Raw genomic sequence first — 20,182 nt, forward strand, 5'->3', positions numbered from 1 at the left:
GCGCGCGGGAGCAATGCAATGGCCGGTAACCAAGGGGCGGACGACCTTTTGAACGAGATCGAGGCGCTGGGCGCGAAATTGACGCTGGCCCGTGCCGCGATCGGAAGCCGCATCATCGGGCAGGATCGCGTCGTCGATCTGTCGCTTGCGGCGATGCTGGCCGGGGGGCACGCGCTGTTGATGGGTCTGCCCGGTCTGGGCAAGACGCGCCTGGTGGAGACGCTGGCCACGGTGATGGGTCTGACGGGCAACCGCATCCAGTTCACGCCCGACCTGATGCCGTCGGATATCCTCGGGTCTGAAGTTCTGGAAACCGCCGCCGACGGAAGCCGGGCATTTCGCTATATCGAAGGGCCGATCTTTTCGCAGCTGCTGATGGCGGACGAAATCAACCGCGCGTCCCCGCGCACGCAATCCGCGCTGCTTCAGGCGATGCAGGAGCGCGAGGTGACCGTCGCGGGACAGACTCGCAAATTGCCCGCGCCGTTCCACGTGCTCGCCACGCAGAACCCGATCGAGCAGGAGGGGACCTATCCCCTGCCCGAAGCACAGCTGGACCGTTTCCTGGTCAAGATCGACGTCGAGTACCCGGATCGCGAGACCGAGCGGGCCATCGTCCTGGCCACGACCGGCAGCGTCGATGCAGAGGCCCGGGCCATCTTCGACGCCGAAACCTTGATCGCCGCGCAATCGGTCGTGCGTCGGATGCCGGTGGGGGACACAGTCGTCGACCTTATTTTGGACCTGGTCCGCGCCTGCCGTCCCGACAATCCGGATGCCCCGGAGGCGGTGAAGGCCCATGTCGCCTGGGGCCCCGGCCCGCGGGCGGCGCAGGCGCTGATGCTGCTGGTCCGTGCGCAGGCGCTGCTGGGTGGACGTCTGGCCCCCGACGTATCTGACGTGGTCCGGTTGGCGCGCCCCGTACTGGAGCACCGCATGGCGCTGTCCTTCGCCGCCCGGGCCGAAGGCGTGCTGCTGGAGGAGGTAATTGATGAAGTTGCCGCCCGCGTGACCCAAAGCGAGCGCGCCGCTTGAGCGATACACTTCATACACCGGCGTCCCTGCGCGCCCGGTCCGAAGGGGCCGCAGCGGGCCTACCCGGCTTGCTGATGGCGGCCGAACGGCTGGCCGCGACGATCCTGCTGGGTGACCACGGCCGCAAGCGGGCGGGGCCGGGCGATGCCTTCTGGCAGTTCCGCGCGGCACAACCCGGTGATCCACGCCGGTCCATCGATTGGCGTCAATCGGCGCGCGGTGACGGTCATTTCGTCCGCGAGACGGAATGGCAGGCGGCACAGTCGGTGATGATTTGGGTGGACGACGCGGCCTCGATGCGGTTTTCGTCCGGGGATCGCCCGTCCAAACTGCGTCGGGCGCAGACGCTGGCCCTGGCGCTTGCCGTCCTTACGACCCGCGCGGGCGAACGCGCGGGGCTTGCCAACCTGGCCGAGCCGCCGCGCGGTGGAAAGGCGCAGTTGATCCGTATTGCCGACGCGCTGATGGAGGGCGGCGACGTCCCCGATTACGGTGCGCCGCGCCCCCGCGTGATGCCGATGGGCGCGCGGGCGGTTTTCCTGTCGGATTTCCTGGGACCGGTTGAGCCGGTCGCCGATGCGCTCACGTCCGCCGCCGACCGGGGGGTGCAGGGCGTTCTGGTGCAGATCCTCGACCCCGAGGAGGAGGCGTTTCCCTACGATGGTCGAACCGTGTTCGAGAGCATGTCGGGGGCCGTTCGATTCGAAACCCTTAAGGCCGGACACCTGCGCGAGGCCTACCTCGATCGCCTGACCAAGCGGCGCGCGGCGCTGCGTGATCTGTGCCGCCGCACGGGCTGGCAGTATCAATTGCACCACACCGATGCCTCTGCCGAAGCGGCGCTTCTACCGCTCTATGCCGCACTGGACCGTCGCCGGTGAGCGCTGTCGCCTTCACCACGCCACTGCTCCTGCTGGCGCTGATCGCTCTGCCGATCCTGTGGTGGCTGCTGCGTGCCGTGCCGCCTGCGCCAATCAGGCGCCGCTTCCCCGGCATCGTCCTGCTGCTGGGCCTCAAGGACGAGGAAAGCCAGACGGCGACCACGCCATGGTGGCTTCTGGCCCTGCGGATGCTGGCGCTGGCTGCCGTGATATTGGGGTTTGCCGGACCGATCCTGAACCCGCGCCAAGCGGGGACGGGGACCGGGCCGCTTTTGGTGGTGATGGATGCCAGCTGGGCCTCGGCGCGCGACTGGCCCGCGCGGATGGCCAAGGTCGAACAGATGCTGCGCGACGCCGCGCGCGCGGGGCGCCTTGCCGCCGTGCTGCCGTTGACTGAACCGGTGCCGGACGAAATCCCCTGGCAATCCGCCGCCGCCTGGGTCGAGCGTTTGCCGTCGGTCCGTCCGGCCGCCTGGGAGCCGAATTATCAGGGCCTTGATGATCTGGGTCTTGATAATACGGAAGTTGTCTGGGTCTCCGACGGTCTTGCCCGCGATGGGCGCGATGCGCTGGACGCCCGTGTCATCGAAAGCACGCGGCCCCTGCTGGGCCTGACGCCCGCGACATATGAAGACGGGACCATCGCACTGCGCGCTCTACGCCTGAACGACGGCACGGAACGCGGCATGGACCTGCGCGCCATTGGGCCGGGACCCAGCGGTGCGTTGACACAACTGGGCGTGGCGACGGCCGATTTCGCGGCGGGCGCGACCGACGCCGAAGTCTCGCTGACCCTGCCGCCCGAGCTGCGGAACCGCGTGACCCGGTTCGAGATTGTCGGCGAACGCTCCGCCGGGGCTGTCTCGCTGACCGATGACAGCCTGTCGCGCCGCGAGGTCGCCCTGCTGACGCAGGCCGAGGACGAGTCGCAGGACCTGCTCTCGCCGCTGTACTATCTGCGCAACGCGCTGGCCCCGACCGCCGACCTGATTGAGGGCGATCTGGAGGCACTCCTGCCCGCGACACCCGACGTGCTGGTCATGGCGGACGTCGCGCGGCTGTCTTCGGCGGAAACCGCGCAGGTAACCGAATGGGTCGAGAGTGGCGGTCTGCTGTTGCGCTTTGCGGGGCCGAATCTTGCCGCCTCGGACATCAGTCGCGACGCGGAGGATGCGCTCTTGCCGGTTCGGCTGCGCTCCGGTGGGCGTACCGTGGGCGGTGCCCTGTCCTGGGGCGAGCCGAAGGCGCTACGGCCTTTCGACCTGTCCTCCCCCTTTTTCGGGCTGGAGGTGCGTGATGAAGTGACCGTCACTAGCCAGATCGTCGCCCAACCTGACCCAACGCTTGCCGACCGCACCATTGCGGCGCTGGCCGATGGCACGCCGCTGGTTACCCGCAAGACGCTGGGGCAGGGCCAGGTCGTGTTATTCCACGTCACCGCGAATGCCGAGTGGTCGTCGTTGCCGCTGTCCGGTCTTTTTGTGCAGATGCTGGAGCGGCTTGCCGTTTCCACCCGGCCCGCCGCGCTTTCAGCGGAGGCGCTGGCGGGCACGACCTGGGTCCCCCGTGTGACGCTGGATGGGTTCGGTGTGGCACGGGATGCGGGCACGCTGGCTGGCGTCCCGGGTGAGGACCTGATTGATCCGGTGCCGTCTGCGGAGCTTCCGCCGGGCCTTTACGAAGGGCCGGGGCAGAGCCTTGCCCTCAACGTGTTGGGGCCGGAGGCAACGCTTGCTGCCGCCGCTTGGCCTGCCGGTACCGCCGTGGAAGGCTTAGAGCGGGCAGAGGAGACGAACCTGATGCCGTACCTGCTGGCCGCTGCGCTTGCCCTTCTGACGCTGGATGCTGTCGCTTCGCTCTGGCTGGGCGGTCGCCTGCGACGGGGCACGACTGCGGTTGTCGCGCTGATCGCAATGATCGTCGCGGCCCCTCATGCGCAGGCGCAGGAGCGCCAGCCACCGGCCGAAGTGGCGCTGGCCTATGTCCGCACCGGCGACGCGCGCGTTGACGAGGTATCGGAAGCGGGACTTAGGGGGCTGTCTCAGGTTTTGGTCCAACGCACCAGCGTCGAGCCTGACCCACCGCGCGGCGTCGACCTGGAGATGGACGAGCTGGCCTTCTTCCCACTGCTCTATTGGCCTGTCGATCCATCGCAGCCGATTCCGTCGTCAGACGCCTATGCCAAGCTCAATCGCTACCTGCGTGGCGGGGGGATGATCGTGTTCGACACGCGCGACGCGGATATCGGCGGCTTCGGCTCCAATTCGCCGGCGGCGGTACGTCTGCGCGATCTTGCGGCACCGCTTGATATTCCGCCGTTGGAGCCGCTGCCCGACGACCACGTGATGACTCGCAGCTTCTACCTGCTGCAGGATTATCCGGGCCGCTATAACTCCCGCGACGTCTGGGTGGAGGCCAGCCCCGATGTCGAACAAGTGGAGGGGATGCCCTTCCGCAACCTCAACGATGGCGTCACGCCCGTCGTGATTGGTGCGAATGACTGGGCTGCGGCATGGGCGATTGACCGGAACGGGCGCGCGCTTCTGCCCGTCGGTCGGGGCTTCGCCGGAGAGCAACAGCGCGAAGTCGCCTTCCGATTCGGCGTAAACCTCGTGATGCACGTGCTCTCGGGGAACTACAAATCAGATCAGGTGCACGTGCCCGCTCTGCTGGACCGGCTGGGGAACTGAGATGACGCGCCAGATCCTTCTCGATCCGATGTTGCCGCTCTGGCTGATTGCCGCCTTGGCCAGTGTCGCCCTGCTGGCCTGTCTTCTGGCGGCTCTGCGAGGGCTGCCCGGTTGGTGGTTGCGCGCGCTGGGCGTGGTAACGCTAGCCGTTGCACTGCTGAACCCCAGTCTTCAGACCGAGGAGCGGGAGCCGCTGACCGATATCCTGCTGATCGCGGTTGACGACAGTGCCAGCCAAGACCTGTCGGACCGCGCCGCCCAGACGGAGGCAGCGTTGCAGGACCTTTTAACCGAAGCGGAGACAGAAGGATTGGACACCCGTGTCGCGCGCGTGCCCGACGGTGATGGCGACAGCGGGACGCTGGTTATGGGGGCCCTGTCCGAGCTTATGGCCGAGGTTCCCCGCGATCGCATCGCCGGAGCGGTGGTGATTTCGGACGGGCGCGTGCACGACGCCGCGCAGGCCCCCGATCTGCCCGCGCCGCTGCACCTGTTGAAGACGGGTCGTGCGGATGACTGGGACCGCCGGCTGATCGTGTCGAATGCGCCCAGCTTCGCCATCCTCGACGAGGAGTTCACGATTACCCTGCGCATCGAGGATCAGGGCGATGTCCCGGCGAGTGCGGGCACCCAGGCCGAGATCATCCTGGCGATCGATGGTGGCCAGCCGCGTGGCTATGTCATGCCGGTGGGCGAAGATATCCAGCTTCCGGTGACACTGCCGCATGGTGGGCTGAACGTAATCGAGTTCCGCGTACCGGAGGCGGAGGACGAGTTGACCGACCGTAACAATGCCGCCGTCGTTCAGATCAACGGCGTACGCGACCGGCTGCGCGTGCTGCTGGTCTCAGGGGAGCCGCATACCGGCCAGCGGACCTGGCGCAATCTGCTCAAGGCGGACGCGGCCGTGGATCTGGTGCATTTCACGATCCTGCGTCCGCCGGGCAAGCAGGACGGCGTGCCCGTGACCGAACTGTCGCTGATCGCCTTTCCCACGCGGGAGTTGTTTTCCGAGAAGATCGATGAATTCGACCTGATCATTTTCGACCGCTATCAACGTCGCGGAATCTTACCATCAATATACCTCGATAACGTGCGGGACTACGTGGAGCAGGGCGGCGCGCTTCTGGTTGCCGCCGGGCCGGATTTCGCAAGCGCCGACAGCATCTTTCGCAGCCCGCTGGCCCCGATCCTGCCCGCGGCACCCACGGCCATCGTGCGCGAGGAAGGCTTTCTGCCCGCGGTTTCGGAACTGGGTGAAAAGCACCCCGTGACCGAAGGTTTGCCGCGGGGCTTCGGGTTGGATGGTGCGCCGTGGGGACGTTGGTTCCGTCAGGTGCAGGTCGATGCGTTGCCGGACACCCAATCGGTGATGACCGGACTGGACGGTGAGCCGCTTCTTGTGCTGGACCGGGTCAAGTCGGGGCGCGTCGCGTTGCTGGGGTCGGACCATGTCTGGATGTGGGATCGCGGGTTCGAGGGGGGTGGCCCGCAGGCCGAACTGCTGCGTCGGCTGGCCCATTGGCTGATGCAGGAGCCGGAGCTGGAGGAGGAGGCGCTGGTCGCCTCGGCGCTTGGGCAGGAAATCACCGTCACCCGTCGAACCCTTGGCGATGCACCGGGGGCCGTCACTGTAACCGCGCCCGACGGCAGCGAGACGGAGCTTGATCTTGCCGAGGAGGCCCCGGGCCGCTTCGTCGGTCGCCTTGTGGGGCCGGAACAGGGTCTCTACCGCTTGCAGGAAGGTGTGCGGACGGCGGTGATTGGATTGGGTCCCGCCGCGCCGCGCGAATTTGTTCAGACCATCGCCACCGACGAAGTTCTGCGCACCGCTATCGATGCGCGGCAGGGCGGAGCGGTCACTGTGGAAGAGGGTACGCCGGATCTGCGCGCCGTGCGCGAAGGCCGTCGTGCGTCCGGGCGCGGTTGGCTCGGCTTTACGCCGCGGGGCGCGTACCTGACGGCGGACGTACGGATCATGTCGCTGGTCCCGGCCTGGCTGTTCCTGATGCTGGCTGCGGGATTCGCGACATGGGCCTGGCTGCGCGAAGGCCGCGACTGACGGGCGTTCTGCTGCGGCGGATGTCACACGTGCGACCGATTGGACGGACTTGTCTTTTGCAATGGTGCTGCAATCGTGGTGAGGTTCGTGCCGTGAGGGGCAGAGGTGTCCCGCTTCATTCAGGGAGGATGAACCACATGATCAATCGCAGAACCCTTGCTGGGCTTCTGGGCGGTGCCGCCCTGGCGCTGAGCATTCTGCCGGCAGGCGCGCAGGAAGTGACGCTCAAACTGCACCAATTCCTGCCTGCGCAGGCGAATGTTCCCAAGCTGATCCTGGACGTCTGGGCCGACAACGTGGAGGCCGCGTCGGAGGGGCGCATCAAGGTAGAACGGTATCCCTCGATGCAGCTTGGCGGTTCCCCGCCGCAGCTGATGGATCAGGCGATCGACGGGGTGGCCGATGTGATCTGGACGGTCGTGGGATATACCCCTGGTCGGTTCCCCCGCACCGAAGTATTCGAACTGCCGTTCATGGTGACCAACGCGCGTGCCGGATCCGCCGCCTATTGGCAAATGTACGAAAAGCACATGCAGGAGGATTTCGCCGACGTGCATATCCTTGGCACCTGGATCCACGGCCCCGGTATGATCCATGCAAACAAGGAAATCACCACGCCCGCCGATATGCAGGGCATGAAGATCCGGGGCGCGACCCGGCAGGTAAACTCCCTGATCGAGACGCTGGGTGCGACCCCGGTCGGCATGCCCGTGCCCGCCATCCCCGAGGCCCTGTCCAAGGGCGTGATCGATGGCACAACGATCCCGTGGGAAGTGACGCCCGCCCTGAAGATTACCGAGCTGGTGCGGAACCATACGGAGTTCGTGGGCAACCACCTTTATAACGTGACGTTCGTACTGGCCATGAACAAGGCCCGGTACGAAGGCCTGCCGGACGATCTGAAGACGGTGATCGACGACAACTCCGGACTGGAATTCTCGGTGTTCGCGGGCGGGACGCAATCGGACGCCGATGTCCCCTCGCGGCAGATTTCGGTGGATGCGGGCAACAACATCGTCACCATCTCCGAGGAAGATGCCGCTGTGTGGCGCGCAGCCGCGCAGCCGGTCTACGACGCCTGGGTGTCCGAGATGTCGGACAAGGGCATCGACGGCCAGGCGCTGATCGACGAGGCGCGCGCCCTGATGGACGCCTATGAAGGCTGAGGTTAAGACGATCGCAAAAGGGGGTCGCGTCCGGACCGGGCGCGACCCCCACACGTGAAAGGACCGCAAATGCTGCGACGCATCATCGAGGCGTTGGCCCGCCTGATGGCCATTCTGGGCGGTCTGGTCCTGACTGTTCTGATCTTGATGACCTGCCTGTCGATCTTGGGCCGGTTCCTGAACGGCGTGCTGCATGGGCCGCCTTTTGACGGGGGCGGCTTTGCAACCTGGGCTCTGGGCCTTGGAATTGGGCCGGTCAACGGTGACTTCGAACTGATCGAGGCCGGAATGGCATTCTGCATCTTCGCCTTCCTGCCGATCACGCAGTTGACGGGCGGTCACGCCTCGGTCGACATCCTGACCAATCGACTGGGTGTGCTGCCGAACCGGGTGCTGGCGGTCCTTTGGTCACTGCTCTTTGCCTTTGTGATGGTCCTGATCGCCTGGCAGCTCTGGCAGGGAACGCAGGCCAAGATGCGCTATGGCGAGACGACATATCTGATCCAGTTCCCGATCTGGTGGGCCTATGCCGCCGCCCTGAGTGGGGCCTTCGTGACTGCATTGGTCGCGGTCTACGTGGCGGTTGCCCGACTGGCCGAGCTCGTGTCCGGCACCGATATCCTGCCGACCGAGGGGGCGGACCATTGAGCAATCTTGAAATCGGGCTGTGGTCGTTTCCCGGCCTCATGGTCCTGATATTCTTGCGTGTTCCGATCGGTCTGGCGATGTTCGTTACTGGACTCGTTGGCCTTTACTTTGTCACCGACGGCAACACTGTCGCGCTCTCCCGTCTCAAGAACGAGACCTATTCGACCTTCTCCAGTTACTCGCTCTCGATCGTGCCGATGTTCCTGCTGATGGGCCATTTCGCGACCTTGGGGGGCATGAGCCAGGCCTTGTTTCGCGCCGCCGAAGGGTTCCTCGGGCACCGCAGGGGCGGCGTGGCGATGGCCGCGGTGGGGGCCTGTGCCGGCTTCGGTGCCATCTGCGGGTCGTCCCTTGCCACGGCGGCCACCATGGGGCGCGTCGCCCTCCCGGAGTTGCGCCGATATGGCTATGACGGCGGTTTCTCGACCGCGACGCTGGCGGCGGGCGGCACGCTGGGCATCCTGATTCCGCCGTCGGTCATTCTTGTGATCTACGCCATTCTGACCGAACAGAACATTGCGAAGCTGTTTCTTGCCGCGTTCCTGCCGGGTGTGATCGCGGCCATCGGCTACGTGATCGCCATCTCGATCTACGTACGTCTGAACCCCGGCTCCGCGGGGATGCGCGACCCGATCCCGATGGCCGAACGTTTCCGCCTGCTGGCGGCAGTCTGGCCAGTACTCATGGTCTTCATCGTGGTCGTGGGCGGCATCTACGGCGGCATCTTCACCCCCACCGAGGGCGCGGCGGTCGGAGCCTTGGGGACGGGGCTGATCGCCCTGATCAATGGCGGACTGACGGGGCGGACGTTGATGGAAAGCTTCCTGGTGACGGCCAAATCCTCGGCGATGATCTTTTTCATCGTGTTGGGTGCCGCGATTTATAACGGCTTTCTGGCCCTGACCCAGGTCCCGCAGGAGATGTCTACCTGGGTTGTGACCCAAGGCTTTGCCCCGATCACGGTACTGATCGTGATCCTGATCTTTTACCTGTTGCTGGGTTGCGTGATGGACAGCCTTTCCATGATTCTGCTGACAATCCCGATTTTCTTTCCGGTTATCGTCGCGCTCGACTTCGGGATGACGACGGAACAGGTGGCCATTTGGTTCGGAATCCTGACCCTGATCGTGGTAGAGGTAGGGCTGATTACGCCGCCGGTGGGGATGAACCTGTTCGTCATCAACGCGATGGATCGCGCGACGCCCATGATCCAGACCTATCGGGCGGTACTCTATTTTGTGGGGTCTGACCTGGTGCGTGTGGCACTACTGGTGGCATTCCCCGCGATCACGTTGTTCCTGATTTGATCGGGCCGGGGGCCAGCCCCCGGACCCCCGGGATATTTATGGCAAGAGGAAGATGGAGATGAACAAACCCTGTATTATCTGCGTGGCGATCACCGGATCGGTTCCGCGGACATCCGATAATCCCGCGGTTCCCGTGACCATCGAGCAGCAGGTTGAAAGCACCCATGCCGCATTCGAGGCCGGGGCCGCGATCTGCCATGCCCATGTGCGCAACGACGACGAAACGCCATCGTCCGACCCGGAGAAGTTTGCGCGACTGAAGGAGGGGCTGGAGAAGCATTGCCCCGGCATGATCGTGCAGTTCTCCACCGGGGGCCGGTCGGGGGCGGGGCGCGAGCGCGGTGGGATGCTGTCATTGCGGCCCGACATGGCGTCGCTGTCGGTCGGGTCGAACAATTTCCCGACCCGCGTCTATGAGAACCCGCCGAACCTTGTGGACTGGCTGGCCAGCGAGATGCTGACCCATGATGTGAAGCCCGAGATCGAATGTTTCGATCTGTCCCACATTCACCAGGCGGCGAAGATGCAGGGGGATGGGCGATTGGCCGCCCCGGCGTATGTGCAGTTCGTGATGGGTGTGAAGAACGCCATGCCGGTGGATCGCCCAACGTTCGATTTCTATGTCGAGACGGTGAAGCGCATCCTGCCCGACAGCGAATGGTGCGCTGCGGGCGTCGGTCCGGGGCAAGTCACGCTCAACGAATGGGCCATTGCTGCGGGAGGGCATGTGCGCACGGGGTTGGAGGACAACATTCGCTGGGACCGAGAGACCCTCGCACCGTCGAATGCGGCGTTGGTGCAGCGAGCGGTGGACATCTGCGCGATGGCCGAAAGACCTGTTGCCACGGTAGATCAGGCGCGCGGCTTGTTGGGCCTGCGCCCGGCCTGAGGTGATGGTGCGGCCCCTAGGCCGCACCTCGATCTCAATCGCCTTCGGGCATTTCGCCGGCGCGTTGGCGGCGCGACCGCCAGGCGGGCAGCACCACCAGAAGGACGGCGAAGCCCAGTAGACCCATGGTCATCGGGCGCTCCAGGATGAAGCCGATGCCGCCTTCCAATTGCATTGAGCGGCTGAAGTTGTCTTCCAGCATCTGACCCAGAATAAACCCGATCAGCAGGGGGGCCAGCGGGTAGTTGGCAAACCGCAATATGGTCGCGCAGACGCCGAAGCCCACCAGCATCAGCAGTTCAGTCGAATTATTCTGGCCGATGTAGGCCCCCATCAGGGTGAAGAACAGAATGAACGGAATCAGGAACGTTCGCGGCACTGTCAGCACCTTGGCGATATAGGGGATCAGCGGCAGGTTCAGAATCAGCAGAACTACGTTGCCAATGTACATGGAGATAATGACCGACCAGAAGATCTGCGGTTCGTCCACCAACAGGCGCGGCCCCGGCGTCACATTGAGCGCGATCAGCGCACCCAGCAGAATCGCAGTGGTGCCCGAACCCGGTATCCCCAGCGTCAGCAGCGGGACGAATGACCCCGTCGCGGCCGCATTGTTGGCCGATTCCGGCGCGGCGAGGCCCTTGAGAGAGCCTTTGCCGAACTCGTCCTGTTCACGCTTTGGGGCGATATTGCGCTCCACCGCATAGCCCAGGAAGGATGCGATGGTGGCACCCGCGCCGGGCAACACGCCGATCAGGAACCCCTGAATCGACTGGCGCCCGATGACCGGCGCGATGCTGCGGGCTTCGGCCCGTGTAATGCGCAGGTCCTTGATCTCGCCGCCGCCGTCGTTGTCCGAGCGGCGCGGGTCCAGAACCAGGTACATCGCTTCGGGCAGGGCAAACATCGCCATCGCCAGGGTGATGAACCCGATCCCCGATTGCAGGTCCATGATGCCCATGGTGAAGCGCGGCGCATTGAACAGCGCGCCTTCACCGATCGTCGACAGGATCAGGCCCAGCAGCGTCATCAGAAGAGCCTTTCCGACGTTGCCCGATCCGGCGAAGGCCGCAATGGCCGACAGGCCCACCACCATCAGCGCGAAATATTCCGCCGAATGGAACAGCAACGCGACCGAGGCGAGGCCGGGCGCAAAGATCATCAGAAGCACGGCCCCGATCGTACCGCCGCAGAAGGACGCGATGGCGGCCACGGTCAGGGCCTTGCCCGCCTTGCCCTGTCGCGTCAGCGGATAGCCGTCGAAGCTCGTAGCGACTGTCGATGCGACCCCCGGCGCATTGATGAGGATGGAGGAGGTGGAGCCGCCGAAGATGGCACCGTAGTAAACCCCCGCCAGCAGGATCAGCGCCGCCGACGGATCGCCGATCGAGATGGCGACGGGGATCATGATCGCGATGATCGACATCGGGCCCAGACCCGGCAGCATGCCGATGAACGTGCCGATCAGGCAGCCGCCGATCACCATCAACAGGTTGCCCGGGGAGATGGCCGTGTTGAGACCCATCAAGATACCTTCAAGCATGGCTCAGACTCCCATGAAGAACGGCAGCGGGCGCAGGAAGATGCCAAGCACCTCTTGCACCAGGTACCAGATGCCGCCGGTGGCGATGAATGCGACCGGCAGCATCAGGTGCCAGCGCCGCTCGCCCAGCAGGAACGATCCGACCACGAGGAAGACGATGGTCGACACGAGGAAACCCGCCATTCGCAATGTCAGCGCATAGCCCACCATCAATGCCAGGAACGTGACGGCTTGCCCGATCTTGTAGTCGCCCAGGCGACGGTAATCGACATCGCCTTCGCCCGGATCATAATCGGTCTTCTCAAGCTTCAGGACGATGGACAGCGCAACAAGGATCGTCAGGACCGACAGAACCTTGGGGAAGGTCGATGGCCAAACGGGGTTGCGTTGCATGAAGGGCGGCAGCGACGCGTCCATCGTGAAGAACGCGGCGTATCCGTAAACGAGCGCGACGAGCAGAACGGTCAGCGCGATCCAGCGATCAAGCGCCATTGGGTATCCTCCGGTCGGGGTATGCAAAGCCCGCCCGCATCCGAAGATGCGAACGGGTCGGCAGGGCGAACCTGCCGTCGAGGCCTCAGAGGAAGCCCAGTTCCTTCATCAGGTCGCCGATAACCTTTTCCTGATTCTCCAGGAAGGCTTTGAAGTCATCGCCCGAGTTGTGGATGTTGACCCAACCGTTGGCGGCACGCACGGCTTCCCACTCTGGGGTGTCGTACATCTTTTCCAGCACGGTCTGGTAGGCCGTCAGCTGCTCTTCGGGCAGGCCGGGGGCGGCGAAGAAGCCGCGCCAGTTGACGAACTCGGCGTCTATGTCCTGCTCCATCATGGTTGGCGCGTCGGCATATGCGGGCACGCGCTCCTCGGATGTGACGCCGATGATCCGGACTTCGCCGGCTTCGGCCAGGGCAACCGCTTCGGAGAACCCGGTCGAAAGCGCCTTGATCTCGCCCGACAGAAGGCCCGCCATAGCCGTACCGCCCGCGTCGTAGGGGATGTAGTTGACAGCCAACGGGTCTTCGCCGGCGGCTTTCATCACCATGGCAACGACCACATGATCCATACCGCCCGGAACGGAGCCGCCCCCGATCGCGGTGCCGGAAGGGTCTGCCTGGAACGCCGCAACAAGGTCGGCCATGCTCTCGATGCCGCTATCTGCGGGAACGACCATGGCAGCATAATCGCCGATGGTGCCCGCAACCAGTGTCAGATCGCTGAAGTTGTAGGGGAAGACGCCGGTGAGCGACCGGATCACGATCGGGGTCGAGTTGACCATCAGCGTGCCCTGCTGGCTGTCGGCGTTCTCGATCATGTAGCCGATCGCCACACCGCCGCCGCCCCCGGACATGTTCTCGTAGGATGCGCTGCCGATCAGGCCGCTCTCGACCAAAGCCTGGCCGGTCCCGCGTGCCGTACCGTCCCATCCGCCGCCGGCACCGCCGGGGATCAGGAAGTGGATGCTGTCGACAACCTGGTGCCCATCCGCCTGGGCCACGGTCGTAAAGGCCGTACCCAGCGACAGGGTTGCCGTCAGGCCGGCCATCAGGACGCGGCGCGTCATGCTGAATTTCATTTTATGTTCCTCCCTTTTGACAAGATCGAGGCTTCTCGATCATGCCAGTCCATCGTGCCAATCTGACACCGGCCTGTCATCCTTCTTATTCACGTTTTGGTCCTACAAGTGGATTTGGTGGTTCATTTCTTCGGGATCGTGGCCGAAGAGAACTGCGATGCGTCAGGTCACTGGGGCAATTGTTTCTGAGCGCAGGGCCGATGTGAGTGGAAACGCGCGGGGCACATGGGAACCGAATTTTGATGCCCAGAACCGCGGTGGAAGGTCTGGTGCAATCATTTCGCGATTGATCGACCTCTTGAATGGTGAGGGGATGCTAGGCCGAGATATTTCCAAATTCTCGTGCGCCAATGCCGCGGGATGTCCCTCTAAGGTATTATTTTTTCGACGTATCCTCTTCAACTGGCGCTTTCCGATGCCTATTGTTCCAAGCGGAACGGCAGGTCAAACGGTAGGATAAAAACATGGCGAGTTTGACAGCGATGCGGGTCTCGACGCTCCGAGCGATGCCCGGGGCACCGCAATACGCCTGCGTGCCAACCTTGTCGCGCTTCCGGTCGCAAATGCCGGGATTGAAGCGCGCGTGATCGAGGCGGCAACCCGGTCAGAGAAATCCGAAAGTATTGACCCTGAAAGGCCTGACAGAGCCTTTTTAGGGGCCACGCTGCGCCGGTTTGGCACAGGACTGACGTCGGAAGGCCCCAAATGAAAGGTAGGCTTCATCGCGCCAAGGAGGCCGTTCTCATGGATCTTTCCACCGACGCATCACGCGCGAAGTCATGATGGCTTCGACAGCGGTGCCGACAGCTTTCCTCAGCGTAACGTCCGGCTTCCGGAACGCACGATGCTGATTCATCGCCTGCACCGGATTTTCCAGGTCTTTGCCGAGGCGAGCATGGCCATCGATGGGCGGGGTGCACGGTTGCACGATGCCGCCGGGCGACAGATCGGTGCGACTACGGCTGTCGAGGTTCGGTCGAACCGATTGATCGTACGTGGGACGGCACCGGCGGGTGGAATCGTCCTGCGGTTAGGGGCGGTGGCGCACCCCGGCACGATTGATCCCGCGACAGGAGCGTTCCGCTTCGATCTGCCGTTCGAGACGGGCGCGATGGAGATCGTGCCCGAAGGACATCCGGCGCAACCGCTGTCCGGATTCACATCGGCACAGCTTGCCCGTGCGCGGTGGCGACTGGCGGGGCGGTTCGGGCTGACGCTGCTCACACTGCTGCCTCAGATCCTGCGTTGGAAGGCGCGTGGCGACATGGAGGCCCGCGAGAGCGTGAAAGAGACATTGAAGCTGGTCATTCGCCCGACGGCCGGATTGATCGACAAAAGTGTCCTCACGCCACCTTCGACCCCTCCGGTGCCCGGCCGCGCCATGTTGTTGATGCCCGTGCACAATGCGTTCGACTTGGTTGTCGAGGCACTCGACCGCGTCGTCCGTCACAGCGGGACGGACTGGCACCTGATCGTGATCGAGGATGCCTCCACCGATCCGCGCCTGCGCCCGTGGCTGTGCGCCTGGGCGGCGGAGCAGGGGGCACGGGTCACGTTGCTGCTGCAGGATATCAACCTTGGGTTCATCGGCGCGGTGAATCTTGGGTTCGAGGTGGCGCGACGGAACCCGGACCTTCCGGTCGTGCTGATCAATTCCGACGCGATGGTGCCCAAAGACTGGCTGCCGCGCCTGTTGGCACCGCTGGCCGACCCATCTGTCGCCTCGGTCACGCCCATGTCTAACGACGCCGAGCTCTTGACGGTGCCGGTGATCGTCAAGCCGCACAGCCTCGCACCGGGGCAGGGGGATGCGTTGGACGCCGCGGCGCGCAACTTGGCCGCCGGTACGATCCACCCCGACCTGCCGACGGGCGTGGGGTTCTGCATGGCGCTGTCACCACGGTTCCTACGTGAAATCCCCACGTTCGACACTGATTTCGGGCGTGGCTACGGCGAGGAGGTGGACTGGTGCCGCAAGGCGCTGCTGTGCGGTGGGCGGCATGTTTGCGCACAGAACCTGTTCGTGGAACATCGCGGTGGGGCGTCCTTCGGGTTTGCGACCAAGCAGCGGCTGCTGGAGGAAAACGGTGCCCGGATCGCACGTCGCTATCCGCGGTTCGCGGGCGAGGTGGAGAACTTCCTGCGCGGCGACCCCCTGACAACGCCGCGCCTGGCGTTGGCGCTGTCCTTGGCGGGGCTGGGGGGCGAGGTGCCTGTCTATCTCGCCCATGCCCTGGGCGGCGGGGCCGAGGATTGGCTGCGGGACCGGATCAAGGACCGCGCGGATCGGGGGCGGTCATCGGTCGTGGTGCGTGTGGGGCAACGGCATCGCTGGCGGTTGGAGGTGCATGGACCGGAGGGCATGACCGCGGGGGTTTGTAACGACGTTTCTGTTGTAGAGAGCCTTATTCAGAGACTTCCGAACCGCCGCATCATCTATTCCTGCGGAGTGAGCCACCCCGAAGCGGCGGAGTTGCCTGAAGTCCTGTTGCGGCTGGCCGATGGGGGGCATCCGGTCGAGGTTCTGTTTCACGACTTCTTCGCCATCAGCCCGTCCTATACCCTGCTGGATGCCGATTCGGTGTTTCGCGGTGTTCCCCTTGGCGGGGTGACCGACGACCCGGCGCATCGTCACCTCGCTCCGGACAGCACCGTTACCGACCTCGCCGAATGGCAGGCCCGATGGGGGCGTCTGGTCGCGCGGGCCGAGAGGGTTGTGACCTTCTCGAACGACAGCGGCGCGCATGTCCTGCGGGCCTATCCGCAGGCGCGGGGCAGGATGGTGGTCGCGCCCCATTCCCCGGTCGGTGCGGTTCCCGTGGTCACGCCCCCCGGTGGCACAGATCCTGTGATCGGTGTGCTGGGTAACATTGGGCCGCACAAGGGTGCCGCCGTTCTGCAGCGTCTGTCGCGCGACCTGGCCCGGCAGGGGGGGGGGCGGCTGATTGTCCTGGGGCATCTGGCATCGGATTTTTCGCTGGCCAAGCCCAGCCAGGTCCACGGAACCTATCGGTTGGAGGATCTGCCTGGGTTGGTCGCGCGCTATGGCATCCGGGGCTGGTTCATGCCCTCGGTCTGGCCCGAGACGTTCTCGTTCACCACGCACGAGGTGCTTGCGACAGGCATGCCGATCGCCGCCTTCGACCTAGGAGCACAGGGCGAGGCGGTGCGACGCGCGGTGGCAGCGGGGGCAACGGGCGGCGTACTGCCCATGACGCTGGCGCAGGGCGAAGGCGACCTTGCCGTGGCGCTCAGGGCTATGCTTCGACTGGCCTGAGCGGTTGGACGTCGGGGTTGAACAGGTTGCCGTCGAGCTTCAGGAAGCGCCGACCGACCTGGACGTTTTTGGTGTGATACAGCGCGGTGATCGTGCGCCGCATGTCAGGGCTAAGGGCGTCATGGCTTTTTTCGGCGGCGGCGGCATGTTTGCTCAGGATGCGTCGGCGTTCGCGAAGCAGACGACCGGGATCGCCGGTGTAGCGGCGGTTGGCTGCCAGCATGGCCTCTAACCCGCTTCGCGTCAGACCGGGATTAAGGTCACGTGCAGCCCGCACGATCCCCTGCGACAGGTCCAGCCCGATCTCTCCGGCAACGTCGTCGAGAATGTCGCCGCGCATCCAGGTCCTTCCGTAGCGGCGTACCCTGATCGCGTCGACACCCAGACCCGCCGCCGCAAGATTGAGGTAGTTGGCGTATTCCAAACGCTGCGAGACGCGGGGCAGGAAGTCGAAGACGTCGCCCGCCTCGCCCACGCTCTTGACTTGGTGATTGTAAAGCGACGCGACCACGTCGGCCTGCGGTCGCAGGTAACACAGAAGGGTGATGTCCCAGCCTGAAAAACACTCGGCAATGATCTTGTAAGGTGCCATGCCGGGCAGACGCGGGAAGGGCAACAGCGACAGTTCCTCGGATGAGACGACGACAGTGCCCTGCCCGGTACCGTCGGCTTCGGCGCGCAGGGCCGTCCAGATGTCTCGGCCCCGGTCGGCGTTGCGCAGGGCATAGGCCAGGTCGTGGTGTCCCCAGGTGTTGGGTTTCGCCAAAAGCCCCGTCTCTGGATAGAGGATGCCCTGCCGCTGCAGGGCAGTGCGGTTCGCGTGCAGGGTCTTCTGCAGGGTCGTTGTGCCGGTCTTGTGGATGCCGGCGTGGACGATCAGGCGGGGCATAAACGCTCTAACGGTTGAGAAGGTCGCGGTGATAGCGGCGTAGGAACACCAGACCCAGCATCAACGCGACCAGTCCGACCACCATGACGTAGACTGGCGATACGTAGGTGGCGTCGTAGGTGCCGTAGAACCCCCGTCGCATCAGCCCGACGATATGAACGAGCGGGTTCCACCATATCCAGTCGCGATAGGGTTGGGGAACAGTCTCGAACAGGAAGAAAATACATGAAATTAGAAACATTGGCCGCATTATGATGCTCCAGGCCTGCTGCCAGATCGGAAAGCGCCCGACCAGGAAGGCATTGAGCACGCCAATTCCGCCTGCCAGCAGGGCGGCCAGGGTAAAGGCTTCCACTATGATGCTGTAGTCAGGGGTCACGCGGGTATCGAACAGAAAGAAGATCCCCGACAGCAGCACATAGGCGACCATCAACTGGGTCATCGTGTTCAACAGAAACCGACCAATCAGGGCATCGACGAACGTAACCGTCGGATAGGCCAGCAGCGGACGGGAAAAGTTCAGAGACTGGGACACGGTGTTCGCCACGGCGTTGAACATCAGGAACGGCAACATCCCCGTGGCGTAGAACATCGGAAAACTAACGCCGAGAGCCGGGGCACGGAAAGCGACCGAAAAGACCAGGCTCAGTAGGGCGATGCCGGCCACCGGCTCGAGCACGGCCCAGGCATATCCACCAGGAGAGCGGCCGTGAGTCGTCGCCATTTCGCGCAGCATCAAGGCGACAACGGCGCGGAGGCTGGCGAACCGGCGCTTTGAAGAGGCGGCCTTGGCAGGGGCCTGCGGACTGAACGGGGCCTGTGCCGTCATCTCTCACTCCATGGGAAAAAGGCTGCGGAAAATTGTATTTGTTTTCTAGTCAATAGGCGCTGTGTTCCGTATCAGAAAGCCCAGAAGAACAATGAATTGTATCGGAGAGGCCGTGACTGAAGCCGCGCCCAAGATGACAGTCGCGCCAGCCGCGAAAAATGGCCCCGCCCGCCAGTCGGGGCAAGGACCGGATAGGCCCAAGCCAGCCGGGACTGCCGGGTCATCGGTCGATCGGCCCGGCCTTGCGCTCTCTGCCCCTTCGGTCGCGCGGACCGTGGCGCAAACGCGGATCCGGCTGCGCCACGTAATTGTAATGCTCAGCTTTCTGGTCTGCGTCCTGATCCCGACCGCGCTGACGGGCTTGTACCTGTGGGGGGTGGCCGCTGACCAATACGCGTCGAAGGTCGGCTTTTCGGTTCGCCGGGAGGAGGGCGGCTCGGCGATGGATCTGCTGGGCGGAATCGGGGCCCTGACGGGAACGTCGTCGTCGACCGATACCGACATACTTTATGAGTTCATTCAGAGCCAGCGCATGGTCGCCGACATCGACGGGCGCATCGACTTGCGGAGCATGTGGTCGCGGCCCGAGAACGACGTGATCTTTGCCTATGACGAAACCGGCACGATCGAGGATTTGCTGGAGTATTGGAACAATATGGTGCGCCTGTCCTATGACAGCGGTGCCGGGTTGATCGAAGTGGAGGTCCGTGCCTTCGTCGCCGAAGACGCCACGCGGATCGCCGAAGAGATCTTCGACGAGAGTTCCGAGATGATCAACAAACTGTCCTCGATCGCCCAGCAGGATGCGATAGGCTATGCGCGCGACGAGTTAGAAACCGCGCTGGAACGCCTCAAGCAGGCGCGCGAGACGGTCACCCGGTTCCGCAATCTTAACCAGTTGGTCGACCCGACACTGGATTTGCAAAGCCAGGCTGGCCTGCTGGGATCGCTGGAGGCGCAATTGGCCGAGCAGCTTATCGAGGTTGATATCCTGCGCGACACCGGCAGCGGCCCTGACCCGCGGTTGACCCAAGCGCAGCGCCGGGTCGAGGTGATCCAAAACCGCATCGATGCCGAAAGAGCCAAGCTGGGCGTCAGCGGTCAGGGGGCCGACAGTTTCGCCTTTGCCGACCTGGTGGGGGAGTACGAACGTCTGGTGGTTGACCGCGAATTCGCCGAGACGGCCTATGTCTCTGCCTTGGCTAGCTTTGATGCGGCCCAGGCCGAGGCCCGCCGCAAGAGCCGCTACCTGGCCGCCTACATGGAGCCGACGCGGGCCGAGGCATCGATTTATCCCCAGCGTTTGACTCTTCTGGCGCTGGTTTCGTTGTTTCTGTTCCTCGGGTGGTCGATTGTGACGATGGTGGCATACTCGCTCAAGGACCGGCGCTGA

General features: G+C 64.3%; 15 protein-coding genes. 10 read left to right on the forward strand and 5 right to left on the reverse strand.

Features of this window, described 5'->3' with window-relative positions; translation table 11 throughout:
* Positions 1–18 precede the first annotated feature (18 nt).
* The 8 genes from BLV27_RS02540 to BLV27_RS02575 all read left to right on the forward strand — a co-directional run bounded on the left by BLV27_RS02540 (position 19) and on the right by BLV27_RS02575 (position 10,678).
* Positions 19–1,035 (forward strand): AAA family ATPase, encoded by a 1,017-nt coding sequence (locus BLV27_RS02540; protein WP_092641812.1) that lies wholly within the window; start codon positions 19–21, stop codon positions 1,033–1,035.
* Positions 1,032–1,916, forward strand: coding sequence for a DUF58 domain-containing protein (locus BLV27_RS02545; protein WP_244504503.1), 885 nt, complete (start codon positions 1,032–1,034; stop codon positions 1,914–1,916). The genes BLV27_RS02540 and BLV27_RS02545 overlap by 4 nt, the downstream gene beginning before the upstream one ends.
* Positions 1,913–4,606 carry a DUF4159 domain-containing protein gene (locus BLV27_RS02550; protein WP_092641818.1) on the forward strand — a complete coding sequence of 898 codons (2,694 nt, stop codon included), beginning with the start codon at positions 1,913–1,915 and terminating at the stop codon, positions 4,604–4,606. Before BLV27_RS02545 ends, BLV27_RS02550 begins: the two co-directional genes overlap by 4 nt.
* A gap of 1 nt (position 4,607) precedes the next feature.
* Positions 4,608–6,668: a hypothetical protein gene (locus tag BLV27_RS02555; RefSeq protein ID WP_092641821.1), complete on the forward strand. Its 2,061-nt coding sequence runs from the start codon at positions 4,608–4,610 to the stop codon at positions 6,666–6,668.
* A 137-nt stretch (positions 6,669–6,805) separates the two neighbouring features.
* Positions 6,806–7,834, forward strand: coding sequence for a TRAP transporter substrate-binding protein (locus BLV27_RS02560; protein WP_092641824.1), 1,029 nt, complete (start codon positions 6,806–6,808; stop codon positions 7,832–7,834).
* A 69-nt stretch (positions 7,835–7,903) separates the two neighbouring features.
* Complete coding sequence (locus BLV27_RS02565; RefSeq protein WP_092641828.1) at positions 7,904–8,482, forward strand: TRAP transporter small permease; 579 nt, start codon at positions 7,904–7,906, stop codon at positions 8,480–8,482.
* Positions 8,479–9,789: a TRAP transporter large permease gene (locus tag BLV27_RS02570; RefSeq protein WP_092641831.1), complete on the forward strand. Its 1,311-nt coding sequence runs from the start codon at positions 8,479–8,481 to the stop codon at positions 9,787–9,789. The genes BLV27_RS02565 and BLV27_RS02570 overlap by 4 nt, the downstream gene beginning before the upstream one ends.
* Before the next feature lie 58 nt (positions 9,790–9,847).
* On the forward strand, positions 9,848–10,678 hold the full coding sequence (locus BLV27_RS02575; protein WP_092641833.1) for a 3-oxoadipate:acetyl-CoA acetyltransferase: 831 nt from the start codon (positions 9,848–9,850) through the stop codon (positions 10,676–10,678).
* Between the two features lie 34 nt (positions 10,679–10,712).
* Here BLV27_RS02575 and BLV27_RS02580 read toward each other — a convergent pair whose 3' ends face one another.
* From BLV27_RS02580 to BLV27_RS02590, 3 genes are all read right to left on the reverse strand, one after another.
* Positions 10,713–12,221, reverse strand: coding sequence for a tripartite tricarboxylate transporter permease (locus BLV27_RS02580; RefSeq protein ID WP_092641836.1), 1,509 nt, complete (start codon positions 12,219–12,221; stop codon positions 10,713–10,715).
* Between the two features lie 3 nt (positions 12,222–12,224).
* Positions 12,225–12,713 (reverse strand): tripartite tricarboxylate transporter TctB family protein, encoded by a 489-nt coding sequence (locus tag BLV27_RS02585; protein WP_092641839.1) that lies wholly within the window; start codon positions 12,711–12,713, stop codon positions 12,225–12,227.
* Positions 12,714–12,798: 85 nt separating this feature from the next.
* Entirely contained in the window at positions 12,799–13,794 is a 996-nt protein-coding gene (locus tag BLV27_RS02590; RefSeq protein WP_092641842.1) for a Bug family tripartite tricarboxylate transporter substrate binding protein, read from the reverse strand.
* An 844-nt stretch (positions 13,795–14,638) separates the two neighbouring features.
* Between BLV27_RS02590 and BLV27_RS02595 the strand changes: the two genes are divergently transcribed.
* Complete coding sequence (locus BLV27_RS02595; RefSeq protein ID WP_092641845.1) at positions 14,639–17,071, forward strand: glycosyltransferase family 2 protein; 2,433 nt, start codon at positions 14,639–14,641, stop codon at positions 17,069–17,071.
* Here the strand turns inward: BLV27_RS02595 and BLV27_RS02600 are convergent.
* Together BLV27_RS02600 and BLV27_RS02605 are read right to left on the reverse strand one after the other, a co-directional pair.
* Positions 17,052–17,960, reverse strand: coding sequence for a hypothetical protein (locus BLV27_RS02600; protein WP_092641848.1), 909 nt, complete (start codon positions 17,958–17,960; stop codon positions 17,052–17,054). The genes BLV27_RS02595 and BLV27_RS02600 overlap by 20 nt on opposite strands.
* A gap of 7 nt (positions 17,961–17,967) precedes the next feature.
* Positions 17,968–18,789, reverse strand: coding sequence for an ABC transporter permease (locus BLV27_RS02605; RefSeq protein WP_092641851.1), 822 nt, complete (start codon positions 18,787–18,789; stop codon positions 17,968–17,970).
* 112 nt (positions 18,790–18,901) lie between these two features.
* Here BLV27_RS02605 and BLV27_RS02610 point away from each other — a divergent pair, with 112 nt between their 5' ends.
* On the forward strand, positions 18,902–20,182 hold the full coding sequence (locus BLV27_RS02610) for a KpsE/RkpR family capsule polysaccharide export protein (RefSeq protein WP_244504504.1): 1,281 nt from the start codon (positions 18,902–18,904) through the stop codon (positions 20,180–20,182).

Source organism: Jannaschia faecimaris (genome assembly GCF_900107415.1).
In the GTDB taxonomy this organism is placed as follows: Bacteria; Pseudomonadota; Alphaproteobacteria; order Rhodobacterales; family Rhodobacteraceae; genus Jannaschia; species Jannaschia faecimaris.